Source organism: Rhodococcus sp. NPDC127527, from assembly GCF_042672245.1.
Taxonomy (GTDB): Bacteria; Actinomycetota; Actinomycetes; order Mycobacteriales; family Mycobacteriaceae; genus Rhodococcus_G.
Window position 1 is genome coordinate 45,666 of the sequence record NZ_JBHXVP010000001.1, and the last position, 15,479, is coordinate 61,144.

Below are 15,479 nucleotides of genomic sequence, written 5' to 3' on the forward strand. Positions count from 1 at the left end.
ATCGACGGATCGCTGTCGCCCGCCTAGTGTGTCGGGCTGGACCAGAAGCGAGGTGTACTCCGTGCCCGAATCCCTGCCCTGTCGGGTCGGCCCGTATTCGTCGGGGCCGCCGCAGGAAGCACTGTCCGTGCACATGCCCCGGCTCGACCGGTTCGGCCTCGCACAACTCTGGCGCGCGCTGGTCGTCGGGACGGTCATCCTGGCGTGCACGCTCGTCGCCGTGGTCACCAAGCCGTTCGCGCGGCGGGAGATGGGCTGGGCGGACGCGGCCTCCGAGGGCGTGGTGAACGCGTTCGAGGCTCTCGGACCGACGTTCGTCAAGCTCGGGCAGTTGATGGCCTCCTCCTCCGGGGTGTTTCCCGCCCCGCTGGCCAACGCGTGCCTTCGCTGCCTCGACGACGTCCCTCCCGTCCCCGCAGAGCAGGCGCGCGCGGTGGTCGCGGCAGACCTCGGCAGGCCGGTCGAGGAGCTGTTCGCGAGCTTCGACGACGAGCCGCTGGCAGCCGCGTCCGTCGCTCAGGTGCACGCCTGCGTGCTTCCGGACGGGACGGAAGCCGTCATCAAGGTGCAGCGACCCGGCATCTACCGCAGGATGCTGATCGACCTGCGCACGGCGTACTGGGGTGCCCGGATGCTCGAGCGGTTCGCCGAGTTCTTCCGCATCGCGAATGCGACCGCCATCATCCGCGATCTGCACAACGCGACCATGACCGAGCTCAACAGCGCCGTCGAGGCGGACCGTCAGACCCGCTTCCGCGACGCGCTGTGGGCGTTCGGCGACAACCGCGGGGTGACCGCGCCCGAGGTGTACTGGCCGTACTGCGGCCCACACGTGATCTGCATGGAGCGGATGCACGGAACCCCCCTGGACCGGATCGAGGCCGACGGCACCGCCGACACCCAGTTGCTCATCCGTCGCGGGGTCAAGGCCTGGATGGAATCGATCCTGGTGCACGGCCCCTTCCACGGCGACGTGCACGCAGGCAACCTGTGGATGCTCGACGACGGCCGGATCGCGATGCTGGACTTCGGCATCGTCGGCGAGCTGCCCGAGGTGTGGCGGACGATCCTGCGGGACATGTTCTACGCAACGCTGATCGACGGCGACTACTCCCGGATGGCCAGTCGCGTCCGCGCGCTCGGCTACACCGCCGACGTCGCGGCCACCGACGAGGAGATCGGGAGCCAGGTCGCCGCGGTCCTCGCGCCGGTGTTCGCGCGCGACCTCGCGGAGCTCCGGCTCAGCGACCTCATCATGAGCCTGGTCCAGATCGGCAAGCAGTGGGGTGTGGCCAGTCCGGAGGAGCTCGTCCTGTTCGGCAAGCAGCTCGGCTACTTCGAGCGCTACGCCACCCGGCTCGCACCTGGCTGGGTGATGGGCAGCGACTTGTTCCTGTTCAAGAACGTCTTCCCGGAAGCGGTCGCGAAACGAGCGGCCGAACTCGACGTCGCCCTTCCCGAGGATTGACCGCGCAGCGGGCGCGGATCCGGGCCGCGTAGGTCACACTGGTGTGATGGCGGCCACGGCCAGGCAACGACTCGCTGCGCTCCCCCACGCCGTGTGGGCGTACATCCGGCGCGCCCCCGGCACTTTCATCTGGCTCGCCATCCTGCTCGTGACCACGATCGTGGTGAACCATCTGTCCCCCGGCGCCGAGCGACACGTGCTCGGCAGCCGGTCGACCAACCTGCACCACCTTCGGGAAGATCCATTCCGCGTGCTGGTGACCAGCGCGTTCTGGCTCTCCGGTGGCGGCTGGATCACCTATTTCGTCGTGTTCAACATCTTCCACGTGCCCGCCGAGCGCTGGCTCGGGACGCTGCGCTGGGTGTGCGTGTGCGTGATCGCGCACGTGGGCGCGACCTACCTCAGCGAGGGCGTCCTGTACTGGGCCATCCACGACGATCGTGCCCCGGCCAAGGCCGCCTTCACCCTCGACGTCGGGGTCAGCTATGCGCTCGCAGGCGTGGTGGCGGTGCTGACCTACCGGATCGCCAAGCCGTGGCGCTACCTCTACCTCGCCGGCGTCCTCGTGTTCTTCGCGATTCCGCTCTTCTCCGGGGCGACGTTCACCGATGTCGGACACCTCTCGGCCGTGCTGATCGGCCTCGCCTGCTATCCGCTGGTCCGTTCGAGGCAGGGCGTCTGGGATCCCGTCGCGACGTTCCGGTCGGTACCGGCGGCGTTGCACGCGGGATGACCGCCCACGCTCACCTCCGGACGAGTTCGAGCGCCGCCGCGACGATCGCCTCCTCGGACAGCAACACGAGCGCGGCCGCGTCACCGAGCGGCACGAAGCTGTCCGCACTCGCGACTCGAGCCATCACGCCGCCGAACCCGTGGTCGATCATCTCGGCGAGCACGCCCTCCGCGACGCCGCCGGAGCGTCGGGTCTCGTCCGAAACGAGCAGTCGACCCGTCGCGCCCGCCTCCCGCAACAGGTCCTCGACCGGCAGCGGCACGAGCCAGCGCAGGTCGACGACTCGGACTCCGATGCCCTTGCGGCGCAGCGTTCGCGCCGCCCGCAGGCTCAGGTAGAGGCCGTTGCCGAACGTCGCGATCGTCAGGTCCCCGCCGTCGCCGTAGGTTCTCGCCCGACCGAGCGGGACGTGCTCGGTCGGGAAGGCCGCCAGCCAGCCGTCGTCGCCGGGCTCGTACAGGTCCCGCGTGTGGTACCGGGCGATCGGCTCGAGGAAGACGCACACCGTGCCCGCGGTCCGCGCCGCGGCCACGCAGGTGTGCAGCATCGCGGCCGCGTCGTCGGGGCGGGCCGGCGAGGCGACCACGATCCCGGGCACGTCCCGCAGCACCGCGACCGCGTCGTCGTTGTGGAAGTGCCCGCCGAAGCCCTTCTGGTAGCCGTACCCCGGCACCCGCACGACCATCGGATTGCGGTACTGCCCTGCCGAGAAGAACGCGAGTGTCGCTGCCTCGCCGCGAATCTGGTCCTCGGCATTGTGCAGATACGCCAGGTACTGGATCTCGGGCACCGGCAGTAGCCCGGCGAGGCCGGCGCCGGCCGCCAGCCCCAGCACGGCCTGCTCGTCGAGCACGGTGTCGAAGACCCGGGCGGACCCGAAGCGGTCGGCGAGTCCGCGGGTCACCCCGTAGACACCGCCCTTTCGGCCGACATCCTCGCCGAACACGATCGACTCGCGGTGGGCTGACAGCACCTCGGCGAGCGCCCGGTTGATCGCCCGGGCGAGGGTCAACGGCTCCGCGGATCCCATTGCGCCGGAGCCGGATTTGACGGCAGCCTCGACCCGATCCGGGTCCGGCACGGCGAGCGGGACCATCACCTGGGCCGCCGTGCGCAGCGGCGCGGCGCCGGACACCTCCGTCGCCAGAGCCGTCACCCCCGCGTCCGCGTGCCGATACCGGTCGAGTACCTCGGCGGGCGTCAGGGCTCCGGCACTCACCAGGAGTCGGGCGGTGGCCACCAGGGGATCGCGCCGCAGATCGGCCGCGAGTTCGGCCGGCGAGCGGTAGGCGGACTCGACGTCCGATCCCGCGTGCCCGAGCAGCCGCACCGTGCTCAGATGCAGGAAGGCCGGGTGACGCTGTGCGCGAACCCAGTTGGCGGCGCGTTCGGCGACGTCGAAGGTCTCGGCAATGTCGCACCCGTCGGCGGCGAAGTACTCGAGCCCCACGCGATTCGACCAGGCCGCGGAAATCCAGCCCGGCGGGGTGGGGACACTGATCCCGAGTCCGTTGTCCTCGCATACGAACAGCAGCGCCAGCGGCAAGCCTCGATACGCGATGTTGGCGGCGGTATTGATTGCCCCGACCGCGGTGGAGTGGTTGGCGGAGGCGTCGCCGAAGCTACACACCGTCACCGAATCCGTCGGGAATTCCGATTCGATCCCCAGCCGCCGAGCGCGCGCGATCGCGAAGGCCAGCCCGACCGCGCGCGGTAGATGCGATGCCACGGTGGAGGTTTGCGGGATCACCGCGAGATCGTGTCGTCCGAACACCTTGTGCCGTCCGCCGGAGATCGGATCCTGCGCGGCCGCCACCACCCCGAGCAGGACGTCCCGCAGCGGATCGCTGCCCCCGACCTGGCGGGCCCGCTCCAGGAAGAATGCGCCGGACCGGTAGTGCAGCAACGCCGGATCGGTGGGACGCAGTGCCGCGGCGACCGCCGCATTGCCCTCGTGACCGGCCGAGCCGATCGTGTAGTAGCCGCGGCCGAGGGCCCGGAGCCGCCGCGCGGCCAGGTCCAGGTGTCTGCTGCCGAGTTGCGCGTCGAACAGCTCGAGGCACCTGCGCACGGTCAGCGCCGAGCCGTCCCGGATCGGATCGGACGCGGCACGCGAGTACGCCGGCACCGTCATCTCGCGGACGGCGCCGGCGAAGTGCTCGGCGGTGGGATCGGCAGGAGCGGAGCCTGCGGAGCGACCCGTATCGGCAGGAGCGGAGCCTGCGGAGCGACCCGTGTCGGCAGGAGCGGAGCCTGCGGAGCGACCCGTATCGACAGGAGCGGAGCCGGCGGAGCGACCCGTGTCCTGCGAGCTCAGCCCGGAATCGCGCTCTGATCCATCCACATGACCTCCCAGACGTGACCGTCGAGGTCGCGGAACGCGCGGCCGTACATGAAGCCCTGGTCCTGCGGCTCCATCCAGGCCGAGCCACCCGCGCCGATGGCGGTGTCGACCAGCGAGTCGACCTCCTCTCGGCTGTCTGCGGAGATGCACAGCAGGGCCTCGCGCGACTTCGAGGTATCGCAGATGTCATCGGAAATGAAGTCGCGGAACCGCGCCTCCTGCAACAGCATGACCGTGGTCAGGTCGTTGATCAACATCGAGGCACAGTTCTCGTCGCTGAACGTTTCGTTGAACCCGAATCCGAGTCCGTCGAAGAACTTCCGGGTCGCGTCGATGTTCTTCACTGCCAGGTTCACGAAAAGCATTCGGGACATGGGGAGCTCCATTCCGTTCGGGCGGGCGTCTGGTCACATCCTCGGCGTGAGGATGTCGCTTGTACAGACTCCCGCCGCGACGAAAACTCATCGCGGCGGTCGCGCCCCGGTCGTCGAATACCCCTTCGCGTCAGCCGATGTCCCACATCTTCGGCCAGTCCCGCCCACGGAACGCGGCGTCGGTGCCGCCGTCGACGAAGACCACCGAGCCGACGAAGTAGGTCGATTCCGGCCCCAGCAGGAAGGCGACCAGGGAAGCGACCTCGTCCGGCCTACCACCGCGACCGGCAGGAATGGTGGCCAGGAACTGCTCCATGCCTGCCCCGATCAGCGGGTCCTTGCGGCCCTCCTGGGTCATCGGGGTGTCGATCAAACCGGGCGCGATCGCATTGAGACGGATGCCCTGCGCGATGTACTCCGCGGACTTGGTTCGCGCGTAGTACGCGAGCGCGGCCTTGGTCGCCGGGTACGCCTGGATGGCGGCGAGGTCACCGAACGAGTCGGCGACCTCGTTGGCCTTCGCCTCGTCGCCCTCGAGGCAGGCGTCGGCGAGGGCGACGGGCCAGCCGGGCTGGCTGGTGGTCGAGTTGGAGCTGATCAGCACCACGGACGGCTGCCCCGCCGCGGCCAGCAGCGGCCGCAGGCCCTCGAGCAGTTCGATGGCGCCGAAGTAGTTGACCGCGATCAGTTTGCCCGCGGGACGACCGGTGGCGGCCGCGAGACCGGCGAACGGTACGAACCCGTCCAGTTTGCCGTCGAGCAGACCGGTGACGGCCTCGATCGCCTCGCGACGCCCCTCGGCGGTGCTCAGGTCGACGTTGACGTCGGCATTGTGAATGTCGACACCGATGACGCGATGACCGTCGGCCTCGAGCCGTGCCTTGGTGGCCGCGCCCAGTCCGGAGGCCGCGCCGGTAAGTACGTATGTCGCCATGGGGTTCCCATCGAGTCGAATTCCTGACAGATTCGATTCCCACGCTAGGCGCATCAGCGAGACTCGCGGCGGTCTTCCTCCCATCCAGTGGTACGACGATCGGGCAATGTCAGTCGAAGCCCTGCTCCCCGAGCCAGTCGGCATCGAACAGGCGGGCGATCGCGGCGAGCGCACCCAGGTCCCCGTCGACACCGGCCGACAGCACCATCAGCCGGTCGACCATCGTGACGGCCGCGTGCTCCTCCACTGTGTCCACGGCGTACAGCAGCGACCACGGACAGACCTGGTAGTCGCGGTGGGCTCGGCCGATGGTCTGGCGGGCGGCGATCCCGGAGTAGCGGGGCTGGTGGAAGAACCCGATCCGCGGGGTGGCGGTCGCGCGGGAGCCGTCCGCGAGGTGTTCGGCCGCATGCAGGCTGATCGCGGAGGTCGTGTTGAAGACGACCACCTGAGAGTCACCCCGCTGGAAGCGCAGCCGCTCGTTTTCGGCGTCGCGGCGGCCGCCGAAGATGCGGGACACGCTGACGCCACGCGACTCGAGCAGGTCGGCCACCGGCTCGGCTCCGGTGCTCACCAGTTCCGTCGCGACCAGGCACTGGTAACCGCGGGCGGCGGTGGCCGCAACGAGTTCCGCCGTGTGCGGCGCGCGGATCATGCCCGCCTTCTGCCGGAACCGCATCAGCGCCGCCCTGCCCCGCGCACCGTCGGAACCCGTTCGGGCGATGTGCATCTCGCGGCGGTACTCACCCCAGTCCATCTCGTACTGCTCGCGTTCGGTCACACCGAGTTCGACCCCGAGACCGTCGACCGGGGCCTGCCCCCACGGCGCGGCCCGGTGCAGCATCACCGGGGGATCTGCCGAGGTCATCCACTCCCGCACCCTGGCCACCGCACTCGCCTGGACACGTGCCGAGGCCTTCGCCTCGGGCGTCCACTGCCACCGGCCGATGTGCCGCTCGAGCGGCACACCCGACTCGGCCAGTCGCGCACCGAGATCGTCCCAACGACTGGGCGGCTCCTCGTGGACCTGTGCGAGAAGTGATGAAAGATAACGCCATTCACCCGGGTGATGTCCGAGCGTGGCCGTCATCGAGATCACGAACGGCGCCTTGTCCGCGGGGTCGAGGTGCCGGTTGACCCTCCGCTGGAAGTCGGTTCGCTGCGAGTCGTGCCGGAAGAGGTGCGCCTCGTCGTTGATCACGACGTCGAACCGGAACCTCGGTCGGCCGTTGCGGGAGATCAGTTTCTTCAGTTGATCGGGCGAGATGATCAGCCACCGGTATCCACCGTCCCCTACCGCGGCGATCGACGCCCGCCAGTGCGGAATGGTGATGGAGGTCGGCCGGTCGACGGTGACCAGGATGGTCGACCCGCCGCGCTGCTCGGCGACCGCCTTGGCCGCCGCGACCGCGGTCAGCGTCTTTCCCAGACCCGGGTCGTCCGACAGGCAGAACCCGCGCGAGCCGGCGGCCGCAGCGGCCACGATGGCGTCCGCGCCGTCGATCTGCTCGGGGCGAAGTCGTTTCTCCGCTGCGGTGGCGGACGGGCCGCGGGTGCCGTTGAGCTCGTCCTCCGTCCACTGCTGGTACGAGTACGGCTTGGCCGCATATCGGGCCAGATCGGCGGGCAGGCGGGCACCGACATAGGCGTGAGCCTTGATCGCACCGTAGTAGCGTGCCCCGGGAGCGGGGGCACGGAACGGCACGTCGAGCACCCAGATGTGTTCTCCCGCAGCGGCAACGGGGGCGTCGGGCTTCGTGCTCGCCGCGCGCCTGGATCTCGCCGCCACCCCGGTCAGCCGGCCGTCCGGCGCACGCCCGCCAGGAACTCGGCGACCTGCGCGGCCTGACGCCTGCCCTGATCGCGACCGGCGATCGCCGACGGCCGACGACATTCGGGGTCGAGGGGATTGAGTCCCATGGCGTCGACGGACTCCGCGTCGGCGTAGACGGCCAGGTTCGCCGTGGCCCCTGCGCCACGGGCCAGGTCCTCGTCGAGGCTGCCTCCGAGCAGGTAGGGTCCGGGCTCGGCGGCCGGCACGAGCACCACCGCGGCGTCGCTCCCGGCCGCGAGCTGGGCGTTGGTCGTGCTGGCCACGCCCCCGTCCATGTAGCGGCGGTTGCCGATGGTGACCACCGGCCACACCCCGGGCACCGCGCAGCTGGCCGCGACCGCATCGACCAGGCCGACGCCGGATCTCTTGTCCAGGACCACGAGTTCACCTGTGTCGGTGTCGATTGCGGTGATCAGCAGGGGGCGGTCCGGCCACTGCGTCGACGGCAGCCTGGCCGCGATGACGGCGTGGCGGCGGGCCGGTTCGACGGTCTGCGCCTGCCGCGCGGCCGCGCCGATCAGCTGCAGCTGCCGGGTCGGCCCGGAGTCGTCCGCGAGCGCGGAGGCGAACATCGCGCCGATCGACTGGAGGTCCGCCGTTGCGGAAATCTCGTGGTTGACCCCGTCGACCTGGATCTCGAACAGCTCGGCCAGGGTCACTCCGCTGCTGACCTGTGCCGCGACAGTCGAGCCCGCCGAGGTCCCGATCAGCGCGTCAGCGTCGAGCAATTCCTTTGCCAGTAAGGGTGATTCGTCCTCGAGGCCGCGCAGGAAGCCGGTCTCCCAGGCGATGCCGGCGACTCCCCCGCCCGCCAGCACCAAAGCCAGTGTCGCCATGTCGCACCCTCCCCTGTCAACACGTTGCCGTCGAACCGGTCCGCTACTGCCGCGTGAACCGCGCCTGCAGATGATGGGTGAGCGGCGTGTCGGCGTGCGCCATCCACAGGTCGTAACCGAGCTCGTCCCCGGCCACCGCGAATCTGCGGCGGATCTCGTGGACCGGCTTCGCATCCGGCGAGGCGGCCAGCGTCAACTGCGACAGCTCCAGCACCCCGTCCCGCAGTTCGCCTCGATGGATCTCGACGAACCCGGTCGGCTGACTGACGAGCAGTTCGACCTGCCCGCCGGAGTTGCGCAGGTATCCGTTCTCGGTGTGCATCGGTCGCTCCCGTCCGGGCGACCAGGTGCGCGAGCGGTAGGTCAGGAACGGCTTGCCGGGCGTCGCGGTGAACTCGATCTCCTCCTCGTAGGAGAAGTCGCCGATGCTCGGGTAGTGCCCGTCACCGCCGCCGACCCAGCGCCCACCGAATCGAGCCAGCAGACCGAGGGGGTTCTCCGCGTCACTCATCGACACCTCCGTTTCCTGCGCATTGTGCCGGAGCCAGACCTGACCTGTGCGCCGACCCACAGTCGGCACAGTTATGTCAACCAGATAACATGGTCGCCGTGTTGCTGCGGATGAACGAACGAGGATCGAGTCCACGATGAATCGGATCCACAACTCGACGTTCCAGCAGAAGGTCACCACGGCTGCCGATGCGGTCACGGCGATCAATCCCGGCGACACCGTCGCCATCAGCGGATTCGCCTCGGCCGGCACCCCCAAGGCGATCATTCCTGCGCTCGCGCAGCGCATCCACGCGTCCCGTGGGGCGGGCTCGAACTTCACCATCAACCTGTTGACCGGTGCGTCCGTCTCCGCCGAGACCGAGCGGGCCCTCGCCGAGATCGACGGGATCGCGCTGCGGATGCCGTACCAGTCGGAGGCGACCGCGCGCCGCAAGATCAACGACGGCCGGATGGACTACGTCGACATCCACCTCTCGCACGTGGCTCAGCAGGTGTGGGAGGGCTACTACGGCAAGGTGGACGTCGCGGTGGTCGAGGTCGCGGCCATCACCGAGTCGGGCGAACTCGTGCCGTCGGCGTCGGTCGGCAACAACAAGACCTGGCTCGACGTCGCCGACCGGATCATCCTCGAGGTGAACTCGTGGGTGCCGGCCGCGATGGAGGGCATGCACGACGTCTACTACGGCACCGCGCTGCCGCCGCACCGCACGCCACTCGAGCTCACCCACGTGCAGGACCGGATCGGCCAGCCGACGCTTCGCGTCGACCCCGCCAAGGTCGTCGCCGTGGTCGAGACCGACATCCCCGACAGCGCAAGCCCGTTGACGGATCCGGACGAGGTCAGCCTCGCGATCGCCGGGCACGTACTCGACTTCTTCGAGCACGAGGTCAAGGCCGGTCGACTGCCCGCCGACACCCTGCTGCCGCTGCAGGCAGGCATCGGCAACGTCGCGAACGCGGTCCTCGGCGGACTCGACCGGGGCGGCTACCGCAACCTGACCTGCTACTCCGAGGTCATCCAGGACTCGATGCTGCGACTGATCAAGGACGGCACCGTCGCGCACGCGTCGGCCACCTCCCTGGCCCTGTCGGAGAAGGGCCTCGCCGAGCTGACGTCGAACGTCGACTTCTACCGCAACCACATCACCCTGCGCCCGCAGGAGATCAGCAACCATCCCGAGGTCGTCCGCCGGCTCGGGATCATCGCGATGAACGGCATGCTCGAGGCCGACATCTACGGCAACGTGAACTCCACCCACGTGATGGGCACGAAGATCATGAACGGGATCGGCGGGTCCGGCGACTTCGCCCGCAACGGCTACGTGTCGATGTTCCTGAGCCCCTCCACCGCGAAGGGCGGAGCGATCTCGTCGATCGTTCCGATGGTTCCGCACGTCGACCACACCGAGCACGACACCCAGGTGCTCGTCACCGAGCAGGGTCTCGCGGACCTGCGCGGCCTGTCGCCACGAAAGCGCTCACTGGTGATCATCGACCACTGCGCGCATCCGGAATACCGGCCGCTGCTGCACGACTACGTCCAGCGGGCCCAGGCCACGCCGGGCATCGGTCACACGCCGCACCTGCTCGGCGAGGCGTTCTCGTTCCACGAACGGTTCAACGCGACAGGATCGATGCTCCCGTAGACACGCGTCGGGAAGCCCTTCCGGGCCGCTGCCCGTCCAAGGTCAGGGCACTGGGCGATGCGCTACGCGAGTGAAGGGCTCGACAGTGACAGCGGGCGGCGAGGCCACAGGCATGCTGCAGCGAGGTCGTCCCAGGATCTCCCCGTACGTGACATGGCCGCCGCCCCGGGTGGGACGACGGCCATGTCACGGCAATGTCTTTGTGGCTCAGAGGTACTGGCCGCACACCGGCCACGCACCGGGCCCCTGGCCCGCGAGCACGTTCTCGGCCACTGCGATCTGCTCCGAACGCGAGGCGTTCTGCGGCGAACCGGTACCACCGTAGGCGGCCCAGGTGCTGGGGGTGAACTGCAGGCCACCCGAGAAACCGTTGCCAGTAGCGGTGTTCCAGTTGCCGCCGCTCTCGCACTGCGCGACTGCGTCCCAGTTGTGGCCGCTCGCGTTGGCGGTACCTGCGGCGAGTCCCATCGGGATTGCCACGAGGGCTCCGGTCACGGCGACCAGTCCGAGGGTCTTCTTCGCCTTGCCGGCCTTGCTCTGAACGCGGTTGGTGGTCATCTAGGAGAATCCTTTCGTACCCGCAAACGAGGTCGATGTCTGTCGTGAGGACCTCGTCGCTGCCCCACTTGCGGTTCTCGGGGCCGGATCCGCGGGGCAGGTTGAGCGGCGGTCCGGCAGCGGCCCTGACTTCCGGGCCGTCACCGACCATACGGACGGCGCATCGCCCTGAAAACCACCCGCCGGAAGAGGACCGATATCGACACGTGTCCAAATACCGGGATTTGTACACCCGATTCCCGCAGGTCGTGGCGCATCGTGATCTATCGCGTAGGCGTTCGTTATCGTTACGTTATAGTGAGGCAGATCACATTTCGGCCGGGTTATCGGCCCTGAGAACGCTCGTCGGCACCGGCGTGCGGACGTCCGTGGCCGGACCCGGCCAGGCCACCGACAACCCGCTCGGCGTGGGCGGCGAGGAGTGCGTGGAGTTCGTCGGCTCGCCCGCCGTCGCACACGCACGATTCGCCCGAAGGGTCTCGTAGGCCACCAACGCGGGTCCTCCGCCCTGCGCGTAACGCTCCTCAAGGCAATGGCGAAGTAAACGCTAACCCATGGCCGCATTTGCCCACAGGAACCGAGACGGGGGTGTGGTGCGGCCGGTTCGGCGGGTTCCAGGATCGACACGAATCTGCGTCTCCGTAGCGGAGACCGAAAGGTTGCGCCCATGTCGGAACAGTCCATTGCCAATTCGCGCAGAGTCCGCGCCGCCGCGGCCGGTGCCCTTCTCGCGCTTGGCGTAGCGGTGAGCGTGCCGGGAATTGCGTTGGCCCAGCCGGAAGGCGCCGGCGGCGACGCCACCTGCACACCTGACGCCACCGCGGGCACCGAATGCTCGCCGATGGCGGTCGTCGAGGGCGACAAGACCGGAAACACCGTCCCGGACAACACGATCACCGGCGCCACCGGCGCGGGCACCACGGAAACCGAGAAACCCGCCGACCCGCCCGCCTCCGAGAGCGGGACCGGGGCGAAGGAGGCTACCGACCCGATCGCCGAGGCCGAGGCCCACTCCGCGGCCACGGCCGAGGAAGCCAAGAAGGCTGCCGACGAGGCCGCGAAGGCGGACGCTGAGTCCGCCAAGGCGAGCGAATCATCCGCTCAGGCAACCGAAGTCTCGACACAGGCCAGTGTGGAGGCAACGAAGGCCGCCGTGGAGGCGACACGGGCCAAGGACCAGGCCGTGACCGCAGAACAGGCGGCGCAGACCGCCGAGACCGAGGCCAAGGTCGCGGAATCGGCGGCAGCAGCCGCGAAGCAGACCGCCGACATTGCGCAGGCTGAGGCCGATCGAGCCGCCGCAGAAGCCGCCGAGCTCGAGAAGGCAGCCGCGGCGGCGGGATCCGGCACGAAGACCGCCGAGGCCGAGCAGGCCCGTGCCAGGGCCGTCGACCTGCAGGCCAGGGCCGACCGGGCGAAGGCCGACGCCGCGGCGATGCAGCAGCGGGTCGCGGACAAGGAGAAGGAGGCCGAGGAGGCCTGGAAGAAGCGAGACTGGGCCAAAGCCGCGGCCGCGAAGGCGGACGCACTAGCCGCCATCGTCAAGGCCAAGCAGCTCGCTGCCGCCGCCAAGGACACCGAGAAGCGCGCCGCGGCGGCCGACAGCGCCGCGAAGACCGCCGAGGCCGAGGCCGCCACCGAGGTCAAGGTCGCGGCCGACGCGAGGAAGGCGGCCGACGACGCGGCAGAGAAGGCCGCACAGGCCAAGGCTGCGGCCAAGGAAGCCGCCGATGCCGCCGTCGAGGCTCAGGCCGCAGCGGACGCCGCCGGGGAGTCGGCGACCGCGAAGCGAGCCGACGCCGTCGCGAAGGCCGAGGAGGCCAAGGCGAAGGCGGCTGCCGCGGAGAAGGCCGGCCTCGACGCGCAGGCCCTCTACGTGGCGGCGGAGGAGGCGAAGGCCGCGGCCGACGCCGCCGCGGCGAAGGCCGCCGAGGCCAAGGCCAAGTCGGAGGCGGCGCAGGCCGACGCCGAGAAGGCCAAGAAGGCACTGGATGCGTTGAAGGCCGCCGCCGAGAAGGAAATCGAGAACGGTTCCGGCCTGGACGGCTCCGTCACCATCGGTGAAGAGACTCGCGACGGCGACGGCGTCACGAAGGTCGACGACACCACTGCAGTGGTGCGGAAGACGGACGTCAAGCTCGTCGGTTTCGTGAACAAGAAGGGGTCGTTCGAGGTGGTCGACTACTACGTCACCGACGCCGACGGACACCAGGCGCTCGCGGGCACCCTGCCGCCGGTCGACCTCGCACTCGGCGACTCGTCGTCGACGGGCGACGGGATCAGCGTCCCCGCCGTGGTCGCGGGGGTCGGTGTTCTCGGCGCTGCCGTGGCGGGAACCGCGGTTGTCCTGCGCCGCAGGCGCACCGGCGGATCGGACGGCGCTGCCTCGTCGTAGGGCGCGCCGCCTCTGGGTGGCGGCTGCCCTGGCCCTCATCGGGCCCGCCTGTGCGGGCCCAGCCCCCGGATCCGGGGCGCCGCCACCGAATCGTTCACCGGTGGAGTCGCACATCGCTGCGGCTCCACCGGCCGGCTCGTTCATGGCACGGGCCGAACCGGTCCAGATCGAGCTGCGATCCGGCGCCGGTGTCACCTACCTCAGTAGCCCGCTGAGCCCCGAGCCGCTGGCGCGCGGCGGCGCGAGCGGACAGGTGTTGAACCCGGTCGACGAGCTTCCGGTGTGGTGGGGTGAAAGTGGGCTACCAGGAACGGAAACCAACCAGACGGTGGTTGTGGTCGGACACAATTACACCGAGCGGGAGGCACCCTTCCGGGCCCTGCGGGTGGTCGAGCCGGGCGATCGGGTCGCGCTCCGTACCTCTGCGGGTGTCCTCGAGTACCGCGTACAGACCGTGGGTCCCCTGACCAAGGGGTCCCTGCTGGGCGACCACCAGCTGCGCGAGCCGGTGGCGGGCCGCCTGATTCTCGCCAATTGCGATGTACGGAACGGAAAGTCAACGGACGACAACTATGTCGTCGTCGCTCAGCTGGCCGGGTCCGAGCCTGGGTGAATCCACATCACACCGCGGCCCGTGCGATCGATCACCCGCGCCGGGCGGCGAGTGGCGAGGGAAATCGCGGCATGACCCTGGTCCCGCCCAGCCACTGCGCCAACCCTTCCGCCTCCTGCTCGAGGTGGCGACGCGCCTCGGACCCGACGTCCTCGAGCAGGTGCAGCACCACCTGACCGTCCTCGTCCTGCCACCAGCCGCCGACGATCCGGCCGTCCCACCAGGCCGTTGGCCCGGCATTGCCGTTGGTGTCGAACAGCAGTTCCTTGTGCGGGCCGAGATACCAGTCCCGGGCACGCCAGCCCATGGTGGTCGGGTCGAGGGCGGGCAGCAGGGCCGCCCACGGCGCGACCGGCCGAACCGGGTCGAGGTCGTCCGCGAGCAGGTACCCGGTCCGACCGTCGAGGTCGACCGTGGCGATGTCGGAGGCGGCCAATGCCTTTCGCACTGCCGTTGCCGTGGCGCCCAGCCACCACTTGACGTCGTCCTCGGTCCCCGGCCCGAACGCCCGCAGCCAGGCGCGAACCAGCCACGCCACACCCTCCCCGTCGGCGCACGGCTCGATGGGCCTCCCGAGCCACGACTGCGTTGTCGCCCAGCGGTTCCTGGACACCCGCCACGCACCGTCGTTGGTGGCGCGCACGATCTTCCCCTCCGCGGACAGCACGGTGAGCACCCTCGGCCCGATCGACACCTGCCCGCCCCAGCTTCTTCCCTCGCCATAGGTCATCGACCCGTCGAGTATCGGGATGGCCTCGCGCAGTGCGGAATACGACATAGGCTCGCCCCCGGACAGGACATCGAGCACCGCATCGGCGGCCTCACGCAGCCACCGCTGTCCGTCGTCGAACAGGCCCGCCTTCTCCACCTCCCGGACCAGCCGGCGACGTTCGGTGTCGGCGACCCGATTGCTCGCCCCCGCCTGCACGTAGGTCAGCGACTCGGTCGGGAACACGAACAGTGTGCGTCGCATCGCGAGATGCTTGACGAGGGAGCGGTCCGTGTAGAGGGCGCGGTCGAGGTCGTCGACGGTGAGGCCCGCGACCCGGGCGCGTGCGGACAGATAGATGGTCGCGGGATCGGTGCCGTGCAGGCCCACCAGGCTTCTCGCAGCGTGCGCCACGTCGACGGCGCGGGCCTCGCGGGCGAGATGGTGACGGCGGCCCAGGCGGGCACGGCGTTCGGCAACCTCTATCCGGATGGGCACCGCACCATTGTGCCCCGGCGCCCG

13 protein-coding genes and 1 pseudogene are annotated in these 15,479 nt (G+C 69.6%); 6 read left to right on the plus strand and 8 right to left on the minus strand.

The features are described from left to right. Positions 1-133 precede the first annotated feature (133 nt). Entirely contained in the window at positions 134-1,468 is a 1,335-nt protein-coding gene (locus tag ACFVH2_RS00230) for an ABC1 kinase family protein (protein ID WP_378425956.1), read from the plus strand. A gap of 46 nt (positions 1,469-1,514) precedes the next feature. Then, the gene (locus ACFVH2_RS00235) at positions 1,515-2,201 is read left to right on the plus strand and encodes a rhomboid-like protein (RefSeq protein ID WP_378425798.1); all 687 of its coding nucleotides are present in this window, start codon (positions 1,515-1,517) and stop codon (positions 2,199-2,201) included. 10 nt (positions 2,202-2,211) lie between these two features. Here ACFVH2_RS00235 and ACFVH2_RS00240 read toward each other — a convergent pair whose 3' ends face one another. From ACFVH2_RS00240 to ACFVH2_RS00265, 6 genes are all read right to left on the minus strand, one after another. Next, positions 2,212-4,335, minus strand: a complete 2,124-nt coding sequence (locus ACFVH2_RS00240) for a thiamine pyrophosphate-dependent enzyme (RefSeq protein ID WP_378425800.1) — start codon at positions 4,333-4,335, stop codon at positions 2,212-2,214. Positions 4,336-4,514: 179 nt separating this feature from the next. Beyond that, positions 4,515-4,919 (minus strand): VOC family protein, encoded by a 405-nt coding sequence (locus ACFVH2_RS00245; protein ID WP_378425802.1) that lies wholly within the window; start codon positions 4,917-4,919, stop codon positions 4,515-4,517. A 130-nt stretch (positions 4,920-5,049) separates the two neighbouring features. Beyond that, the gene (locus ACFVH2_RS00250; protein ID WP_378425804.1) at positions 5,050-5,853 is read right to left on the minus strand and encodes an SDR family oxidoreductase; all 804 of its coding nucleotides are present in this window, start codon (positions 5,851-5,853) and stop codon (positions 5,050-5,052) included. 109 nt (positions 5,854-5,962) lie between these two features. Continuing rightward, a complete protein-coding gene (locus tag ACFVH2_RS00255; protein WP_378425806.1) occupies positions 5,963-7,642 on the minus strand; it encodes a DEAD/DEAH box helicase in 1,680 nt (559 codons plus the stop codon). Between the two features lie 5 nt (positions 7,643-7,647). Next, positions 7,648-8,523 carry a patatin-like phospholipase family protein gene (locus tag ACFVH2_RS00260; RefSeq protein WP_378425808.1) on the minus strand — a complete coding sequence of 292 codons (876 nt, stop codon included), beginning with the start codon at positions 8,521-8,523 and terminating at the stop codon, positions 7,648-7,650. Positions 8,524-8,566: 43 nt separating this feature from the next. Further along, positions 8,567-9,034 carry an FABP family protein gene (locus ACFVH2_RS00265; protein WP_378425810.1) on the minus strand — a complete coding sequence of 156 codons (468 nt, stop codon included), beginning with the start codon at positions 9,032-9,034 and terminating at the stop codon, positions 8,567-8,569. Between the two features lie 136 nt (positions 9,035-9,170). On the opposite strand from ACFVH2_RS00265, the gene ACFVH2_RS00270 reads away from it, so the two are divergent. Beyond that, on the plus strand, positions 9,171-10,682 hold the full coding sequence (locus tag ACFVH2_RS00270) for an acetyl-CoA hydrolase/transferase family protein (RefSeq protein WP_378425812.1): 1,512 nt from the start codon (positions 9,171-9,173) through the stop codon (positions 10,680-10,682). Between the two features lie 210 nt (positions 10,683-10,892). Here the strand turns inward: ACFVH2_RS00270 and ACFVH2_RS00275 are convergent. Then, positions 10,893-11,240, minus strand: a pseudogene (locus tag ACFVH2_RS00275) (transglycosylase family protein); the annotation flags it as partial. 356 nt (positions 11,241-11,596) lie between these two features. On the opposite strand from ACFVH2_RS00275, the gene ACFVH2_RS00280 reads away from it, so the two are divergent. The 3 genes from ACFVH2_RS00280 to ACFVH2_RS00290 all read left to right on the plus strand — a co-directional run bounded on the left by ACFVH2_RS00280 (position 11,597) and on the right by ACFVH2_RS00290 (position 14,248). After that, positions 11,597-11,725: a hypothetical protein gene (locus tag ACFVH2_RS00280; RefSeq protein ID WP_378425814.1), complete on the plus strand. Its 129-nt coding sequence runs from the start codon at positions 11,597-11,599 to the stop codon at positions 11,723-11,725. Positions 11,726-11,907: 182 nt separating this feature from the next. Further along, positions 11,908-13,635: a hypothetical protein gene (locus tag ACFVH2_RS00285; RefSeq protein WP_378425816.1), complete on the plus strand. Its 1,728-nt coding sequence runs from the start codon at positions 11,908-11,910 to the stop codon at positions 13,633-13,635. Positions 13,636-13,735: 100 nt separating this feature from the next. Then, positions 13,736-14,248, plus strand: a complete 513-nt coding sequence (locus ACFVH2_RS00290; protein ID WP_378425818.1) for a sortase domain-bontaining protein — start codon at positions 13,736-13,738, stop codon at positions 14,246-14,248. Positions 14,249-14,279: 31 nt separating this feature from the next. On the opposite strand, the gene ACFVH2_RS00295 is transcribed toward ACFVH2_RS00290, so the two are convergent. After that, complete coding sequence (locus tag ACFVH2_RS00295) at positions 14,280-15,455, minus strand: winged helix DNA-binding domain-containing protein (protein WP_378425820.1); 1,176 nt, start codon at positions 15,453-15,455, stop codon at positions 14,280-14,282. Between the last annotated feature and the right edge of the window lie 24 nt (positions 15,456-15,479).